The sequence below is a fragment of the Paenibacillus sp. EZ-K15 genome, assembly GCF_002573715.1.
In the GTDB taxonomy this organism is placed as follows: domain Bacteria; phylum Bacillota; class Bacilli; order Paenibacillales; family Paenibacillaceae; genus Paenibacillus_AQ.
In genome coordinates this window covers 17,428-35,609 of record NZ_PDHM01000008.1, presented here as the reverse complement: position 1 = coordinate 35,609, position 18,182 = coordinate 17,428, and the positions used below count along the sequence as shown (strand labels likewise).

Here is an 18,182-nt window from a genome sequence, read left to right as displayed (position 1 = left end):
AGAACACGCACCGACATCAAGACAGCTCCCTATTTTTCAATATAAATTCCGCCGACTAAAACCTGTTGGCCATAAAAATAATATCCTTCTTCACTTCAAAACCATGTTTCCGATAAAAATCTTCCGCCGGAAGATCCTTTTCCGTAAGCAGCACCATGCAATGAATGTTAACCGATTTCAAATACTCCTTTATGCCATGCATTAATGCCGAGCCTAATCCACTGCCCTGCCTACCGGTATCGATATAATATTCCTGGATATGATATTCCTTACCGCTATACCAGCTCTTCGTATGACCAAAAGAGGCGCCCAGGATCTTACCATCCTGTTCGATAACAAACCCCAGGAATACCGGATTGTCCATAAATTCCGTGAGGTATTGCTGCACATGCTGTACGGAGTCCCACTGGTCGTACCAAGGTTCGCCGCTAAAGACCTTGAGCATCAGCTCGGAGCATGCTTCAAGGTCGGATTTGTCCATCAATCTGACGTTCGGATTCGTTCCCATTAAGCCGCCGCACCCCATGATCTGTGAATGATATCGTAATCCCCGGCAAGCCTAGCTGTCCGGATCGTAATGATAGGAGCAAAGTCATCCCGACTCGACTCCTTACCTACTATCGGGTCATGGCTCACGCTCCTTTCCGTGGAGGGATCCAATCTTTCCGCCAAAATGGCGCGGGCTCGGTACAACCGGGATTTTACCGTTCCTTGCGGTATTCCTACGATCTTGGCGATATGGCTAATCGGCATATCCCAGTAATAGTGAAGCTGAATGACCCTGCGTAAATCATCTTCCAGGTGGGTCACGGCTTCGTTGAGTTCGATCGCTTCATACGGCAGTGCATCGGCACCGCCATTGGCAAATTCAACCGTGCGCAGCCGCTGTTGGGAGCGCAGTAGTTGCAGGCATTCATGAATGAGAATACGGGACAGCCATGTTTTGAAATAAGCAGGCTCCTTCAAGGTAGGCATAGCTGCGAAGGATTTATAAATCGCTTCCTGTACGGCATCCGCGCAATCCTCTTCCCGCCTCAGATACAAGCGGGCTAAGCCATACAAATTACGCTCATAAGCGTGGATCAGCCTGCTAAAGGCTTCCCGATCCCCATGCTTGGCAAGCTGAACATCGTGCTTTATATTGGATTTCTTGTTCACATTGGGAGACCTCCTTTGCAACACTTCCTTGGCCTTACATAAGTTAGATGCCTGAGAGCGTGCTCAGGTTCACGTCAGTTCATCATTTTATAAAAAACTTGCTAAGATCACCTTCATTTTCGCACAATTAGCGCGTTAGTTGAATAAAAATGGTTCCAAAATCACCTTCCCTATGTGACCACTTTGTTGAGTTTCTATCATTGCTTTCTCATATTCCCGTAGACCAAAACGCGTTCTTGGTGCTTGAATAGTCAATTCCCCATCTATCACCAATTTGAATACATCACCAAAAGTTTCATGCCACCGAACATCGGAGATACCTTCAATCCATCTTTTAAGCCAATATGGTTTCACTCTGATATTAGAATTTTTTTGGTGTATCTGAGCCCAATTCATTTGGGTTCCTGACATAAGACCAATACTTAAGACTGTGCCACCTGGACGGATACACTCAATCAGGTCGTGTCCATCTTTCCCGCCAATGCTATCAATACCCGCCGTTGCCCCCATCCCACAGGTCAATTCCAAAACTTGATGGACAAGCAATTCTTTAGACGTGTCAATTACCGCCCAAGCACCAAGCGAATGCAGTTCCTGGGTATGTCTATCATTTCTTACCACCGCAATCAATCTGTATCCAAACACCTTTGAAAACTGTGCAAAAATACGTCCTATTGCAGAACCGCAAGCATTTACAATTAACACATCATCAGACTTTAACCGCAATTCTTCTGTACAAATAAGCCACGCTGTCATAGGGTTAATGTACATTTGGCTTGCTGTTTCGTTATTAATTTCAACGGGAACTCGAATTGCAAAATTGGCTTTCGTTTTCACGTACTGCTGCCAAGTTCCCTCACCACGTAGAGGCAGTACCCGTTTACCTAAAAGGGATGTTGTTACGGATGAACCAACAGCTTCAACAACACCAACCCCTTCATATCCCGGTACTGCTGGCAGCTGAATTCGATGTTTATAGGCACCTCGAATCGGAATTAGGTCAGAAGGATTGATTGGACTAAGAATCATTCGAACCACTATTTCGTCGTGCTGAAGTTGTATATCGTCTACTCGTTGTTCTAATTCCAACACTTCAAGAGGATGTCCAAACTTCTTATACTGTAAAGAAATAAACTCCTTAATGCGTCTCACTCCTTACCGAAGCTCAGATATTCTTTGATTCCATCAACTATAGCTTGAGCAGCTTTGTATTGTACGGTATTGGATAGCATCGCTTTTTCATCGGAGATATTGCTCAGGAACCCAACTTCCAATAGAACAGCAGCCATCTTCGTTTCTCTAATGACTTGAAAACTGTTATCTTTTACACCGCGGTCTTTCAGACCTATCGCTTTAATTAAACGCTTGTGAATAGCATCAGCCAGCTCTTTACTGCTGCTTCGCTGATAATAATAAGTCTCTGTACCATTGGCTTGAGGTGACTCGAGAACACTGTTTCCATGTATAGATACAAATACGTCGGCATTTATTTTATTGGCGAGCTGCACACGTTCCGTTCGGGTAGGGTACACGTCACTATCCCGGGTCATCCATACTTCGATTTCAGGCTCCTTCAAAAGGAGTTCTTGTACTTTTAGAGATAAAGCAAGGTTAAAATCCTTCTCATGTTTATTAGAGATACTTGTCGTCCCCGGATCACTTCCTCCATGTCCCGGATCGATCACTACAATCTTTCTGCCCTGATCACCTGCCGATGGCGCTTGAATAGGAGATTCGAAATCGCCGATATCGTTTAAATCAATAACCAGTTGATCACCGATAAATTCATGCTTAACTTGAACTTCACTATCATGTTTTAATTCAATCACGATTCTGACTTGATCTGGATCACGATTAAATAGCGAATATCTCACTTCCGATACATGGGGTTGACCACTAACATCCAATTTACCCATAGAACCCGAATCCAATGGTTGAGATAATTCACCAAACGTAGTATTGGGCAAATCAAAAACAATTCGATTAGGGTCTTTTAAATTACAAATGATCGGATTAACTTTCTCATCCATGCTTACAACGAGTTGGTTATTCAAAAAATTAATTTCATTGATATGTTTTAACGATACTTTTTCATTGTTTTCTGAATTGGGAGTAGAATCTTCAGTTTGAGCGGAATTATTGGTGCTGCTTGTCAGATATACAATTTTATCTTTGTTGTCCCAACTCACAGATAGTCCCATCTGTTCACTTACGAAGCGTATAGGAACGACTACACTTTGATTCAGAATTTGAGGAGCAATATCCAGTAATACGGGCTTCCCTGCTACCTTCGCTTCTCTTTGGTCAACGTGTAAAGAGATTATCTTTGAATTTTGCTGGATTTTTACAAGATGCGATTTTTGATCCCAATTAACTCTAAACTTTAGATTCTCAGCAACAACACGAATTGGGATCATAACATGCTTATTCATCACTGTGACCTGGACATCAGAAGGTAATATCACTTCCTGACCGTCTAATATAATCTTAGATTGGTTAGCTGCTGCATGGCTTTGATCTGGTAAAATGATAAGAAAGAATAGGGATAAAAACAATATAAGAATGGCTTTTTTCATCATGCACCTCTACTATGATTTCTTTTGCTACATATTTTTAATACATTCGTTTATGGACGCAAAAATCCCACTTCAATATAGAAATGGGATTTTTGTCTGATGATACATTGTAGATGATTTAATTAGACAAACCAATTCTGAAAGAGTTCTATGTTATCACATGCAACATTTTTCTATTTTATATAAAACATATCCTATAACTATATCTTCTTTGGAGCCGGTTCATATATAAGACATCGTAACGTTTTTTCGGGATATCGCAATTCTGCTATATATGCGTTACCGTCTTCTAAGCTGATGGATATGGCTACAACACCGCGTTGATCATATTTGACATCCTCAATGAATGACGTATTTGTGATCACACGAGTTTCGCCCTGTTTCTCTCTTACTATGGTTTTAGCCGCATCGATCCAGCTTTGATCCTGTTTGATCTGCTCTTTCATAGCCGCTGTGATGGGCGTTCTCTTATAGTTAGAATTGAAAAGAGTGGTATCGATCACGTTCCCAGTCAAGGAATCTATGAATACATCATACATAAAATAAGTTTCTTCGCTTGCTTGCAGTCTCTCCACATTGTAAGGCTGAAAATGAACAAACCATTCCCCAATTTGCCCAGGGCCAAATTTATGATATGATGTGGTTATTTTCAGTTTGGAGACATCGACATCAAACAGACGAGTTACACTGTCATGAGCTTTTGCCAACGCCTCTGCTTCACTTATGTCTTTCGTATCGGGCTGGGGCCTGACGATCCGTTTGCTCAAAGCAAAATTCACTCGGGAGTGCCAATCAATATACTGCAGTAATTCCTCATCTGTCAGAAGCCGTTTGGGATATACATAAGTTGCTTTACTCAAGTCTAAATAGAAACTATAGTTTCCCTCTTTAAGGGGCAAAGTTTTTTGAGGACGAATATCTTCATAAATATATTGTTCCTTCAATACCTTCAGCCTTTTAGCCTCCTGATCGGTCATTTTACGGTTACTTGCTTCCGTTCCAACCTTGATGTTGTCATAATAATGATAAATTTGTTGAATATCTTCGTCCGTCATCGTTTGTTCCAGATATTCCTTAACAGTTGTTGCCGGCATTGGCGCTTCTACTTTTAAAATCGGTATCTTGCTGTTTGCTAAAGTTATTTCAGGTATCCCTTGCCGCTTAGATTCCCCATACAGTTCAGGTACAGGCGTGGGAACAAAATGCAGGACAGCAAACGTGCTGGCTGCAAGCAATCCGCCAGAAATGGTGATTATAGCGAGGGCCGCCAGGACATTCTTTTTGTTCACAGTTAAAACCTCCACTTTTTAAGTAGGCTTGTCCGCCTATGCATACCTTAATTTAAATATGTTATCGAGTTAGAAGGTTGTTGTTATGAAGTTGTAAATTAATTCGGATGGTTGTGCCGATATCTTCCTCGGATTCGAGAAACAACCTCGCCTGATGCGCCTCCGCAATTTGACGGCATAAAGATAAACCAAGTCCTGCTCCTCCATGTTCTCTCGAACGGGCGTTGTCCACTCGATAGAATGGCTCAAACGCATGTTCCACCTGCTTGGCGCTCATACCTTTCCCAAAGTCGCGCACCTCCAGTACAGCTGTGGAATTCTGTTCATAAGCAAGAAGTCTGATTTCGGAACCCTCGGATGAAGCGTGAATTGAATTTTCAATGCAATTGATCAGAAAAGACGCTAGCAGATCATGATCCCCCCATACGCTGTCGAGTTCAGCCTGCAGGACAAGTTTAATACCAGCCATCTCCAAATTATTGTGTTCCGTTCGCCGGACGGATTCAAACAGATCAACAACTGACACAGGTGTACGTTCTATCGGCTGGTGACTTAGGATGGAGAGATCCAGCAGCTTAAAGACCAGATTTTTCAAGCGCAATGTTTCGCTCCAGATATAACCGCTAGCCGTCATTCGTTCTTCTTCGCCGATGTTTGCGGAATTCAAATATTGGGCGAAACCCTGCATACTTGTCAGAGGGGTTCTCAATTCGTGAGCCAGGTTATCGACAATTCGTTGCTTTGCCTCAGCCATAGCAGAAAGCTCGGTTACATGACGTTCAACAGCTTCGGCCATTGAGTTAAAATTTTGCGCCAATTCACCAAATTCATCGTTGTTCTTTAAAGTCACCCGTTCACCATAATTTCCTTCTGCGATATTTTTGGTCGTATTGGATAATAACCGCAAAGGTTTCGTTAACTGTCGGATCAGGATATACAGCAACATAATAAGAATTGGACTGGCAATAAAATTGATATAAACAAAATAACGATTTAATTCGGCTTGTTTGGCATACAACTCCTCGATATCCCGCCGGTATGTTAGCAAGAGGTGATTGTAAGGAGATGGCAGCTCTTTGGATATGATAACTTCGTGTACCGTTTCTTCATCTGCTTGTTCATTTGGTATTACGGGCATGTCCTTCTTAGCAGACTCGTCACTATACACTAACTGCCCCTGATCCCATAATTGTAAAGCGATTCCCTGCTGCCGATAATAATCTGCATAAGAGCGTGCAACATCAAATAATACGGTATCATTAATGGACATCCCCCGGGATTTGATTGAATTCAAATTTTCATAGATGTTGTTTGCAATTAATGCCTGCTCACTAGAAGCCCTTTGAATCTCTCTTTCCATGTTAAGATTCCAACTTTTTTTCATAATCATAATTACGCTTACATCTAGGGTCAGAATGAACAAGATAAGCACGACCAGTAGTGTTTTCTGCCAAAATCGCATGCCTTATGCCTCCGATTCTAGACGGTAACCAAGCTTATAAATCGTTTTTATGCGTTCTTCCCACCCTAGTTTTTTGCGAAGCTGCCTAATATGTACGTCCACGGTGCGTGTATCGCCTTCAAATTCATATCCCCAGGCAAGCTCCAACAGCTTTTCCCTGGACAATGCGATATTTCTGTTCTGAATCAAAACCTCCAACAGTTCAAACTCTCTTGCAGTCAATTCGACAAGTTGTCCGTTCTTGTAAATTTTCCGTGCCGCCAAACGGACATCAACCCCTTCCGCAATAAATCCGTCATGTTCCTGTACGTTTCGACGTAAAACCACATTTATGCGTGCAAGCAGCTCTAAAATTTCAAAAGGTTTAATAATATAATCTTCCGCGCCGAGTTCAAACCCTGTAATGCGGTCATATAAAGAATCTTTAGCGGTAATAAAAATAACCGGAACATTTAGATGCCGATTGCTCCTCATGAGCTCAAAACCGTCCAAACCGGGCAGCATAACGTCGAGCAAAATGAGATCAACCTTTTCCTGTTCCAGAATTGTCTGCATCTCCACCCCATTGAAGGCTTTAAAAAACTGATGCCCCACAAGCTTTAAATTCATTGTAATCAAGTCGCTAATCGGTTTTTCATCTTCAACTACCAATATTTTTGCCATCATTAATCCTCCACTATGAATATAAGATCTTGTCGCATGCCTAGTATAAGAATTATATCCATAAAATAAAAAATACGCGATTTCCGCGAACTTTTAAGCGCATTCTTATTTATATAGAACTTTGTCGGCCTGTTCATCAACAAATGTGTATCAAGTTAATATAGACACTTCATATTACAATCTGTCTCATATTAAAAAACACCGCAAGGTCATCGCCCTCACGGTGTCTCGTTTAGCTTATAAATCGTTCATATCATGAAACGGATAATTAGATCCGTTCTCAATCAATTCATATCCTTATCCACATATCGGCCTTGGTCGGGAACGGCCAAACGATCAAAGTCCCGGGCCAGCCGTGCAAGTGAAGCCGTAAGCTCCTCACCCCGCATCGAGACCCCGTGTCCCGTGATCAGAACCTCGGGATTCAGGCTTGCCAGGCGGCGAACCGATTCCCGCGCGAGATCCCAATCCGGCGTAAAATACATCGGCGGACCATGCAGCTCCTTCTCCTGCCCGATGACGGCTAGCGCCGACTCTTGCTTCACCGTAATCACCGCGTCTCCCGCTACGAGGACTCGGTCCCGTTCGCGGAACAGAGAGATGTGGCCGGGGCTATGGCCCGGTGTCGGCAGCCATTTGAATTCAGGAAGACCCGGCACGCTGCCGTCCTCCGGCAGAGGTTGTATCCTGGAGCCTAAATCGATGGCTTTGTTGGGATACATCGGAGCCACGCGGGCCATCAATCCGCCGCCTACGCTTGGATCTCCTGGTGGATAGTCTTCTTTTCCCGTAAGGAACGGCAGTTCGTCCTGATGAGCGTAGACAGGTACGCGCAAGCGGTCTGCCAATTCCTTCACATTGCCCACATGGTCGAAATGGCCGTGCGTAAGCACGATGCAAACCGGCGGCTTTCCGAATCTTTTCTCCGCTTCTTCTACAATGGATCCTTCAAAATTTCCGATTCCCGTATCAATCAATACCCAGTCTCCCGTTCCCGGCGTACCGATCATCTGGACGTTCACCATTACAGTACGCAAAGATAGAATATCCGGCGTAATCTCTTCAGTCTCTACGGCACCCGTCTTTAACATGCTGTGATCATTCATTATGGAATCGCCCCCACTTCTCGTTGTAAGTACTTCTTGTAATAACATACCCGTTTTGGCACTTTTCAACGAAGAAACGGCGATTTTTTACTGAATGATTTTGTTAAGACGATCCAGATAACGCCAGCGAGTAATAAAGAAATAAATGATCTGTATGCTCAGGAAGAAGATGAAGATCTTCAAACTGTGTCCAACGATCGAGAAGTCTACCAGCTGCTGCAGAGCTACGAAGGCAACGCCGCTATGAATGAGTGCAATCAGCATCGGCAGAAAGAACATAATGACAAGTTGCTTGGTAATGATGGTGCCAAGCTCTTTTTTACTGAGGCCGACCTTAGCAATCATGCGATACTGCTGTTCGTCCCGAGCAAGATCCGCATACAGCCGGAAATAAACAAAGCTTGCCGCGAAGGTGAAAAATACGATGCCGACCAGGCCGCTAACCATAAGCAGAATGCCGTTCTGCTGCTGGGCGCTTTTCCAATCCAAATACAATGTTCTTAAGTAACTGTAGTCTTCCTTCTCACTGAGACGATCACGAATCGCTCTAGACACATCCCCTGTATTCTTCCAATCCTGTACGTAAAACGTATGGTATGCCACGAAACCGTACTCCTGATCTTGTTGTGCCTGGAACACATCCTCGTACAAACGGTCAGATACGACCAGTATCTCGCCGTAGGCTCCAGGTACAGCAATGAATGTTTCAGCTTTAAGTACTTTTACGGTTTCCGATTTCTTGCCGTTTAATACCTCGAACTGATCATTCAAGGGACCGTCGATTCGATAGCTGTTCTTCTCCGAGACCGTTCCCGGAGTCAAGATCCCTTCAAGGTCACCCAATGTTTCTGCCGGGTAACCTTGCGACTGAATGAGGCTGTTATATTCGCTAAGCTTAATCAGCATCACCCCGTTATCCGAGAAAATCGGGGTCACCTCCGCCTCCTTGTAATTGAATCCGCCCTTATCCAGTTCCTCCCTGATGATATCAAGATGCCGATTCCTTGTATCAGCGTTCTGATCATACATGGAGTATGCGTAGGCATAAGGGTTCTCCATGGCCGACAAGCCCGGATCTCCAATGGCGAGCGTAGTCCCGATCCCTGTAAAGGCAGATGCCGAAATGACCGAAACGAGGAAGAACATCACCGCATTGTCCTTGATTCTGTACAGCAGCTCCGATACCGTCAGCAGATTGGTTCGACGGAAGAAAAATCGCTCCTTCTTCTGCAAATACCGCATAAAATAAACGCTGAATTGGGTGAAGAGAAAATACGTACCCACGATAACGAGTACAACCCCTCCAAACAGCAGAATAAAATTAAAGATTTGGAGAATCGCAAAAGCCATAACCATGCCGTATCCGGCACCAATCAACAGAACAGCCAGCACGGCCAACCAAGGTGATGCCTTCGGCTGCGGTTTGGGACTTTCCTCCGCTTTCACCAGCGCAAGCAGTGTACCCTTCCGCAGCATGAACGACGAGCACAGGGCAATCAGCAGGAACAGGACGGCATAAGCCGCTGCCGTGATGATCAGCGCTTTGAGCGGAACATAAAACGGAAGTCCGTTCTCCACGGCCAGCAGTTTCGCGCTGATTAACAGAATCAGCTTTGAGAACAGCACACCTGTCCCGATCCCGGCTACGATTGCCGCAACGCCAATCAGTATATTTTCGATAAACAGCATCCGGTTCAGCTGCTTGCGAGACATCCCGAGAATCAGGAGAATACCGAATTCCTTCTTTCGGACTTTGATAAAGGCTCCCACCGAATACAGAAGGAAAAAGAACGAAAAGACAAACACAATGTACTGGGATACTGTCATGCCCATCGTACCCAGCAAGGACATGGTATCGCTGGAGGAGACCAGGCCGTCCTTCAGCTGCGGGTGAAACGAAAGCAACCCGTAGGTAAAGAAAATCATGACCGAGAAGGCACTGCTCAGAAAATGAGCGATATATGTCCGCTTGCTGCGCAGGACATTGTTAATGGCGAACTGGCGAAAATTCATGTCCCGAACCTCCCAGCAGCGATAACACATTGATGATTTTTTGATAAAAGGCCGACTGGCTCTCACCGTACGTGATTTCGTTGTACAACTGACCGTCCTTAATAAACACCACCCGATTGCAGTAGCTTGCGGCAACCGGATCATGCGTAACCAATAGCATCGTCACTTTGTCTTCCTTGTTTCTCCGGTCCATGATCTCCATAACGTCGCGCGCCGATTTGGAGTCCAGGTTGCCCGTCGGTTCATCGGCCAGAACCAGCTTCGGTACATGGATCATGGCCCGTGCTACGGCCGTCCGCTGCGCCTGTCCCCCTGATATTTCATAAGTCCGCTTATTCAGTATCGATGTGATGCCTAGCTTCTCGGCCAATATGCCCACCCTGCGGTTCATCTCGTCCAGATCCACGCCATCCAGTGCCAATGGCAGCAGGATGTTCTCCTTCACCGTTAGTGTATTCAGCAGGTTGAAGGACTGAAAGACAAATCCAAGCTCACGGCGGCGAAACATCGCGAGTTTATCCTGCGATAAACGGAACGGATCTTCCCCGCCAATGTGGATCTCCCCGGATGTGGGACGGTCGATGGTAGATATCATGTTCAGGAGCGTTGTTTTTCCGCTGCCGGATGGCCCCATGATGCCAACGAATTCCCCTTCGTTGATGCTCAAATTGATATTGGAAAGCGCCTCGTGGGACACCGCGGCCTTGTAGACTTTGCCCAGATTGCGCACGTTTAGTATTTCCATCTTGTAAACCTCACCTTCGTTATTTCATATCTTGTAAGGTTAGTGTATAGCATCCCCGGAGCTTCTCCTATCGATCACTCTTTCATCAATCTTACATCGGTGTAAGATTCATGCGCTGAATGACAAATCTACAGCAGGATTACGCTAAGGCGATCTGAATGCGTCTTGTACGTTTCTCTAGGACGCGTCGAGTACGTCACTTATGTGCTTCTTTAGACCGCTCCAAGTACGTAACGTTCCTGCGATCGCTGTTGCCCCCAAATTTTCTGAACGATTACACTGAGGTGAAAATTCGGGTGCAAAGGCGACCGCTTCGCTTCTTCGGAATCGTTTCGTCCTCTCCGCTGGTGCGTGCCGATACCTACACATGATTTAAAACAAAAGAAAGAACCTTATCTCAAGGCTTTATGATGAATTCGACAACCATCATTTACCCGAGATAAGGTGTTCTCATAAAGTATTTAGGTGACTACTGTACCAATCCATAAGCTAAGGATAACTTAGATATAGTCTGACTGCCCCTTACTCGGCCGCTTAAATCCATCCGGTTATCTTTATCTTAAACGGCCACCAACTACTTGAAATCATGAGCAGCCGCCAACCCGAGTCTCACCCCGAAAAAATCAACCTCACGGTCGTTCCTCTCCCAGACTCGGATTCCAACTCGATTTGGTGGTTCATTTTATGGACGACCTCCTTAACGAGATACAAGCCCATGCCGGTGGATTCCTTCAGCTTACGTCCGTTTTCCCCGGTATAGAACGGGTCGAACACCCGCTTCATATCGGATTTAGGTATGCCCATCCCCCGGTCCGTGATCTCCAGCACGACATGGCGGTGATCCTCGCTCCGATGGGCATGTATGGTCACCTTAAGCCCGGTACCGGCGGAATATTTGATGGCGTTGGACAGCAGCTGCAGCAGGATGAACCGAAGCCACTTGGCATCTGTCTGGACGGTGAGATCCGAATCAATCCGGATTTCCGGATACACATGACTGTGAATAAAGTAGCGCTTATTCTCATGCACTGCATCGACTGCCGCCTGATGCAGCTTCACGGGCTCCACGCTGAAATCCTGCTCAAAGGTTTCGAGCCTGGACATGTAGAGCACCATCTCAAGCCCGCGCCGAATCCGGTCGGACTCTTCAGATATACTCTTGAAGGAGTCGTTATCATCCTCTTGCGTGATCATCTCAATGACGGACAGCGGCGTTTTCATCTGATGCACCCATTGATTCATGAAAATCATATGCTCTTTCCGCCGGCGCTCCCATTCTTCCATGACCGTTCGGTATTGACGATATTGCTCTTCCATCAGCTCGCTAAGGGCCGTAGGCAGCGGGGCCGATTCATTATGCTTGATCGATTCCTCCAGCGACCTGATAGGCTGTGACAGCCGCTCATAGAAATCCCGGTGCGTGAAGTATCGGAATGCCAAGTATCCTCCCAGAATGGTCAGACCGAGGAAAACGGCATAAGCCGCTGTCACCGGATGATCATAACCGTCATACCAGAATACAAGCAGCACCACGAACAACTCGGCGACCGTAAATAGAATCAGGGGCAGTTGCTCACGCCAAAACAGCTTTTTCATAGCCTTCCCTTACCTCTTCCAAACCGTGTGCAGCCGATACCCGGAGCCACGGATCGTTTCCAGCGCATTCTCAATCCCTAACTCCGCAAGCCGTTTTCGTACCCGGTTAATATTCACGCTGAGCGTATTATCGTCAACGAACGTATCATCCCACAGCTTCTCCAGAATCGTCTCGCGTGTGACCAGCCGGGGGCTCCGGCTCAGCAGCGTCTCCAGGAGGATTGTTTCTTTTTTCGTGAGTAAGGATGTCCGATCCTCGAGATTCAGCTCCATCCGTTCGGGATACAGGACCAGCCCGTCCTTCTCAACCGTACGCTCGGCGGATGCTGCTGCATAATCTCCATATACGCGACGCAGCTGGCTGTGGATTTTGGCGATGACGATATCGTAAGCAAACGGCTTGGTGATATAATCATCCGCACCGTTCTCCAGTGCCCGTAACTGATCGGGTGTCCCGTTCCGAGCGGATATGAAAATAATCGGACAGGTGGATACCGACCTGATCTGGCGGCACCAATAATATCCGTCAAAGCTTGGCAGATTCACATCGAGCAGAACGATATGTGGCTTTATCTCGTGGAATTGCTCCAGCACATGATCGAAATCTTCGATGATTTTCCCTTCATTTCCGTACCGTTCGATATGCGATTGCAGCAGCCCCGCCAGCTTCGGGTCATCCTCAACAATCATGATTTTGTACATCCGTTCACCCTCCATGAAGCGTCAGGCCGCTCTTTCCCCTTCCGGAAGAATTCGCCTGATGGTTATGATTCCCTAACGATAGCCGCTTCAAAAAAGTTGGTTCCATCCGGCGATGCGCCCTGCACATACACCCGATTGTTCTCTTCGACCGAACGCTTGATCAGCATCGTATCCTTCAGTCTGGCCTCGTGATGATATGTAATCTTGAAGCCGGTCACTTGCCCTTCCCGGAGCTCCTGCTCATCCAGCACGTCAAAGCACAGGTCTGCATAACGGGCATTATTCAAATGACCATTCGTATCGATTCCGCTGTACCGGACCGTGTACGCATACGCCTCATCCAGTTGTACCCCTTCCGGCAAAACGGCTTTGCTTGGCAGGTCTCCAACCGTTTCCTGACCGATCGGCACCTCGTATGGAAACATGGATGGACGCAAAATTTTCCGTTTATGAATATCCACCAGCGCCCATACCGAGCGGCCCTCGCCCAGCAATTCTCCATCGCCGTTCTTTATCCGATAATCCCGATGCCACAGCGCCCCTTTGGCCCCGCGGCTCCAGGTGTCCACATATACGGTTTCCATATCCCTTGGCATGCGCCGCATATCAAGCTCCAGCGTAATCAGCATCCAGCCCATGCCCCGCTCGATCATCTCCTCGCGACTGATCCCGAGCGCCTCAATATGCCGGTCAGCCGCTCTTTGCAAAATACTGAGCAGTGAAGACCAACGGCAATCCCCTTTAAAATCTGCATCAACCGATTGAATCGTATATTCTTCTGTCCATTTTTCAACCATAAGTCCCATGCCAGCTCCTTTATTATTTTCAGACTATCCCTATTTCAAGCATAATCAAATGCCCGGCTTTTATCAAAGCATGATACGGTATTTCGTCTGCTGGAAAAAAGTGATTTCGTCATCATCCGGTTTAAAAATCACGTCTTTGGTTAATAGTAAGGCACAAACAACTATAACTTATACGAGGTGATAAACAATGAGTTTTCTTTGGTCATTAATCGTTGGTGGTATCATTGGTTGGATTGCAGGCTTGATTATGGGCAGAGACATTCCCGGCGGTATCATCGGTAACATCATTGCCGGTTTTGTCGGTGCTTGGCTGGGTGGACTTCTGCTCGGGTCTTGGGGACCGGAAATGGGAGGATTCTACATCCTGCCTGCTCTGATCGGTGCCGTCGTACTTGTCTTTATCGTCAGCCTGATCATGGGTTCGATGAGACGCGGCCGTTCCTAACTTGATTGAACCTGACTTTGATTGAACCTAACTTGATTGAAATGGATTTTTGGATTTCATGGTGCGACTCACAGGCAACTGCACGCTCCAGATTACGCAGCGGTATTCGCGAATGAACGAATAAAAATCCACAACAAAACAGGGTGACCTATTCGCCATCATGGCGGTAGGTCACCCTGTTTTACATCCCTTTCTTTTTAAGAAAGAGGAAGTCCTTGCTTCTTCGCATAATTGCCCCAATGCGGCCTGCGTCCATCGATGTCGCTAAACCCGTATTCATCCGATAAATCCCAGCTAGTCAGCGCTTTGCCGCTCTTGTCGGCAACATTCGGATCGGCCGCGAGCGCCGCAATGCCCTGTCCCAGGAAATACGGGGTCTCCGACTCGATGAAATGCGGCTCTTGCGCCGTGGCATCCTGCCAATTCTCTTCCGTAACACCAAAGTGATCCAGCATTTGTTCGGAACGCAGAAATCCTGGTGTAACGGACAGCGCGGCTACCTGATATGGACGTAACTCTTCCGCCATGGCTGCAGCCAGGTGGATCGCCGAAATTTTTGCCAAACTGTAATACAAGTTCCCGCGATACTGATACGTAGACCCATCCGTTACCTCAATGACCAATCCGCCGCCGCTGTCCACCATCATCGGAACACCGTAATAACTTGTGATCATGTGCGTGGTCACCGCGCGCTCCTGCATCAGCAATCCATCGGATAGAAACTGCTCCCAGAACGGGATGTTCCAGTGCGTGAGGTTCTCGCCTCCCCATATATCATTGACGAGGATGTCCAGTCGTCCTTGCTGGTCCTCGCGAATCCGTTCAAACAATGCTTTTACTTGCTCTTCCACGGTATGGTCGCATTGCACGGCGATGCCGATCCCGCCTCGTGCCGTGACCATATCCGCCGTGTCATCAATGGTCTCAGTCCGCTTGATATCGGATACCTGCCCCCGCACGCTCCGTCCTGTGCAATACACCGTTGCCCCTGCAGCACCCAGCATCACCGCAATGGCGCGGCCAGCCCCTCGGGTCGCTCCGGCAACGACGGCTACTTTTCCTTGTAATGGCTTGTGCTCATTCTTATTCATAGCGTAACCTCCAACCTGTATACTGAATTTTCTCAACATCCTTATCGTATCAGTCATATATGACATCCCTTGTCTTATATCCGTGCTACAATACAATTATCTTGTACAGATATTAAAGAGGTGACATAACTTGAGGGCGGATCGTCTATTGTCCATTATGCTGATGCTCCAGAACGGAGGTAAGAAGAACACCCGTTATTTAGCGGAGCAGCTCGAGGTATCGGAACGAACAATCATACGCGATATGGAAAGTCTAAGCTCGGCCGGTATTCCCGTCTATGCGGAAAGAGGCTCCCTCGGCGGTTGGGTGCTGGAGGAGAGCTATCGAACGAACCTGACCGGAATGACGCCTGACGAGCTTATCTCCCTGCTGGTCTCCAGTCATAGTCCGCTGATCGGAGATTTGGGAATCCGCAAACAGTTTGATGCGGCTTATCAGAAATTATTGGCCTCTTCCCCCCGCTCCATTCGGCAGGACGCCGAAATCATTCGGGAGAAAATCCATATTGATGGCGCAGGCTGGCACTCCTACCGTGAATCGCATCCGTATCTTACTATGCTTCAGGAGGCACTATGGCTGGATCGTATCACCCGTATTCAATATATGAAGGGAGAGGAGCGGGTCGAAAGAATCATTCATCCGCTCGGGCTGGTTGCCAAACGCAGCACCTGGTATGTGGTCGCAGAATCCGAAGGCGAAATGCGAACCTACCGTGTATCGAGAATCGTGGATGCCGTCATGTCCGAGGATACCTTCAAGCGCCCGGCTGATTTTAATTTATCCGAGTATTGGGAGGAGTCGCTGGCACGATTTATGCAAAATCTTCCGCAGTATCCGGCACAGGTTCGAATGACCGTCTCTCTGATCAAGCGCTTTGAGCGGGAGCGATACGTAAAAATAATCCGATGCGACATGGAAAGCCAGCATGACGGATGGATCGCAGCCGATTTGGAATTCAACACCTTGGAATCGGCCTCCGCATTTCTTCTAAGCTGCGGAGCTGAAATCGAGGTGATGGCCCCGCAGGAACTGCGTGAGCATGTCAGCACAGCCGCAAAAGCCATTTCACGGCTATATGAATAGATCCATAAGAAAAACGCCTATCGACGCACTGCCACAGATGACAGACCGCAGTTAGAAGTGGTTTTTCTTGCGATATCAGGATGTCACAAGCTTCGAAGTTTATACTTTTTGATATCTAAAAAAAGCACCAGGCAAATGCCTCAAAAGGGAGGCTTGCCCGGTGCTTTTTGCTGCGCATATATGCGCCCTCATTATTGAATGGTATGGAGAGGCTTTAGGTGGGCTTCAATCTGTTCCCGCTTCGGCTCAAGGAACGGTGGCAGCGCAAGGGATTCGCCGAGATGATCGATATGCTCATCCGTGTCAAAACCCGGGCCATCAGTAGCCACCTCGAACAAAATACCGTTAGGCTCTCTGAAATACAAGGAACGGAAGTAGAAACGATCAACAAACCCCGAATTCGAAAATCCTACATCGCCAATCCGGTTGATCCATGCCCGGAGCTCCTCCTCGTCCTCTACGCGGAATGCAACGTGATGAACGCCGCCCCGACCAAGCCGCTCCTGCGGAAGGTCCGTTCTTTCTTCAACGTGCACTTCCGCTCCCGTGCCGCCTTCTCCTGTTTCAAAAACAAGGATGTCCGCCTGCCCGTCTACTGGCGAGGCATACTGACCTTTGTAACGGAAGCCCATCAGCTCCGTCAATACCTTCACGGTCTGTACTGGATTAGGTACGGTCAGTTGCACCGGACCTAATCCGATGATGGCGTATTCCGCAGGAACCGGTCCCTTTTCCCAAGGGATGCCCCCAGGAACTCCCTCATTATGTTCATCCGAAACCAGAATGATGCGCTGGCCCTCAAAATCCCTGAAGAGAAGCGTCAATCGGCCGGCGCGTTCCTTGATCTCCTCGCGTTCTACCCCATGTCCATCCAGCCGCTGGGTCCAATATTCCAAAGCGCGGTCACTAGGTACGCGGAGGGATGTTGCCGAGATGCTGTTGTTTCCCTCGCGGGTCCGGCCTGCCATCGGAATTTCGAAGAAGGTCAGCTCCGTCCCAGGGTTTCCTTTTTCATCGCCATAAAACAGATGGTATACCGATACATCGTCCTGGTTCACCGTTTTCTTGACCAGCCGCATGCCAAGAACCTTCGTATAAAATTCGAAGTTCCGCGAAGCCGCAGCCGTTAACGCTGATACGTGATGAATTCCTTTAAACTTCATGACTTCAACCTCCATCTATATTTGATTTATTCTTCATTAACAAAACACTATCTCAGGCACCTGTCCTGTTGGATAAACGCCTTATTCAAAAAGCACCTTATTCAAAAAACACCTTCACCCTTGCTTCTTCAACTTATCTTGTGCATCTGGTGCTTAATCTCAGTTTAGTATTTAACTCAGGAATCGTCAAGTCTTAATATTAAGATATTTAAAATAAAAATAACAGAACTCCTTTTTCCCTGATCAAACCCGGAAAAAATAGATCTGTTATTCATTCCCTGCT

Annotated in this window: 17 protein-coding genes; 2 read left to right on the top strand and 15 right to left on the bottom strand. The window is 46.9% G+C overall.

Going from position 1 to position 18,182, the window contains the following annotated elements; translation table 11 throughout:
* Nucleotides 1-55: 55 nt before the first annotated feature.
* The 13 genes from CRG97_RS04790 to CRG97_RS04730 all read right to left on the bottom strand — a co-directional run bounded on the left by CRG97_RS04790 (nt 56) and on the right by CRG97_RS04730 (nt 14,107).
* Nucleotides 56-508 carry a GNAT family N-acetyltransferase gene (locus CRG97_RS04790; protein WP_098742003.1) on the bottom strand — a complete coding sequence of 151 codons (453 nt, stop codon included), beginning with the start codon at nt 506-508 and terminating at the stop codon, nt 56-58.
* Nucleotides 508-1,158 carry a sigma-70 family RNA polymerase sigma factor gene (locus tag CRG97_RS04785; RefSeq protein ID WP_098742002.1) on the bottom strand — a complete coding sequence of 217 codons (651 nt, stop codon included), beginning with the start codon at nt 1,156-1,158 and terminating at the stop codon, nt 508-510. Before CRG97_RS04785 ends, CRG97_RS04790 begins: the two co-directional genes overlap by 1 nt.
* A 135-nt stretch (nt 1,159-1,293) precedes the next feature.
* Nucleotides 1,294-2,310, bottom strand: a complete 1,017-nt coding sequence (locus tag CRG97_RS04780; protein WP_098742001.1) for a zinc-dependent alcohol dehydrogenase family protein — start codon at nt 2,308-2,310, stop codon at nt 1,294-1,296.
* Nucleotides 2,307-3,737 (bottom strand): N-acetylmuramoyl-L-alanine amidase family protein, encoded by a 1,431-nt coding sequence (locus CRG97_RS04775; protein ID WP_237566293.1) that lies wholly within the window; start codon nt 3,735-3,737, stop codon nt 2,307-2,309. Before CRG97_RS04775 ends, CRG97_RS04780 begins: the two co-directional genes overlap by 4 nt.
* Before the next feature lie 197 nt (nt 3,738-3,934).
* A complete protein-coding gene (locus tag CRG97_RS04770; protein ID WP_098741999.1) occupies nt 3,935-5,023 on the bottom strand; it encodes a hypothetical protein in 1,089 nt (362 codons plus the stop codon).
* A 61-nt stretch (nt 5,024-5,084) separates the two neighbouring features.
* Nucleotides 5,085-6,485, bottom strand: coding sequence for a sensor histidine kinase (locus CRG97_RS04765; protein ID WP_098741998.1), 1,401 nt, complete (start codon nt 6,483-6,485; stop codon nt 5,085-5,087).
* 3 nt (nt 6,486-6,488) lie between these two features.
* Nucleotides 6,489-7,148 carry a response regulator transcription factor gene (locus CRG97_RS04760; protein WP_098741997.1) on the bottom strand — a complete coding sequence of 220 codons (660 nt, stop codon included), beginning with the start codon at nt 7,146-7,148 and terminating at the stop codon, nt 6,489-6,491.
* Nucleotides 7,149-7,432: 284 nt separating this feature from the next.
* The gene (locus CRG97_RS04755) at nt 7,433-8,254 is read right to left on the bottom strand and encodes an MBL fold metallo-hydrolase (protein ID WP_098741996.1); all 822 of its coding nucleotides are present in this window, start codon (nt 8,252-8,254) and stop codon (nt 7,433-7,435) included.
* Between the two features lie 87 nt (nt 8,255-8,341).
* Nucleotides 8,342-10,267, bottom strand: a complete 1,926-nt coding sequence (locus CRG97_RS04750) for an FtsX-like permease family protein (RefSeq protein WP_098741995.1) — start codon at nt 10,265-10,267, stop codon at nt 8,342-8,344.
* A complete protein-coding gene (locus CRG97_RS04745; protein WP_098741994.1) occupies nt 10,242-11,012 on the bottom strand; it encodes an ABC transporter ATP-binding protein in 771 nt (256 codons plus the stop codon). The genes CRG97_RS04750 and CRG97_RS04745 overlap by 26 nt, the downstream gene beginning before the upstream one ends.
* A 609-nt stretch (nt 11,013-11,621) precedes the next feature.
* Nucleotides 11,622-12,608, bottom strand: a complete 987-nt coding sequence (locus CRG97_RS04740) for a sensor histidine kinase (protein WP_098741993.1) — start codon at nt 12,606-12,608, stop codon at nt 11,622-11,624.
* A gap of 9 nt (nt 12,609-12,617) precedes the next feature.
* Nucleotides 12,618-13,310: a response regulator transcription factor gene (locus CRG97_RS04735; protein ID WP_098741992.1), complete on the bottom strand. Its 693-nt coding sequence runs from the start codon at nt 13,308-13,310 to the stop codon at nt 12,618-12,620.
* Nucleotides 13,311-13,372: 62 nt separating this feature from the next.
* Nucleotides 13,373-14,107 carry an acyl-[acyl-carrier-protein] thioesterase gene (locus CRG97_RS04730; protein WP_343225184.1) on the bottom strand — a complete coding sequence of 245 codons (735 nt, stop codon included), beginning with the start codon at nt 14,105-14,107 and terminating at the stop codon, nt 13,373-13,375.
* Nucleotides 14,108-14,303: 196 nt separating this feature from the next.
* On the opposite strand from CRG97_RS04730, the gene CRG97_RS04725 reads away from it, so the two are divergent.
* Entirely contained in the window at nt 14,304-14,561 is a 258-nt protein-coding gene (locus tag CRG97_RS04725) for a GlsB/YeaQ/YmgE family stress response membrane protein (RefSeq protein ID WP_076325633.1), read from the top strand.
* Between the two features lie 197 nt (nt 14,562-14,758).
* Here the strand turns inward: CRG97_RS04725 and CRG97_RS04720 are convergent, their stop codons facing one another.
* Nucleotides 14,759-15,652: an SDR family oxidoreductase gene (locus CRG97_RS04720; RefSeq protein ID WP_098741990.1), complete on the bottom strand. Its 894-nt coding sequence runs from the start codon at nt 15,650-15,652 to the stop codon at nt 14,759-14,761.
* 130 nt (nt 15,653-15,782) lie between these two features.
* On the opposite strand from CRG97_RS04720, the gene CRG97_RS04715 reads away from it, so the two are divergent.
* Nucleotides 15,783-16,736, top strand: coding sequence for a helix-turn-helix transcriptional regulator (locus CRG97_RS04715; protein ID WP_098741989.1), 954 nt, complete (start codon nt 15,783-15,785; stop codon nt 16,734-16,736).
* Between the two features lie 191 nt (nt 16,737-16,927).
* On the opposite strand, the gene CRG97_RS04710 is transcribed toward CRG97_RS04715, so the two are convergent.
* Nucleotides 16,928-17,899 (bottom strand): ring-cleaving dioxygenase, encoded by a 972-nt coding sequence (locus tag CRG97_RS04710; RefSeq protein ID WP_098741988.1) that lies wholly within the window; start codon nt 17,897-17,899, stop codon nt 16,928-16,930.
* Nucleotides 17,900-18,182: the final 283 nt, after the last annotated feature.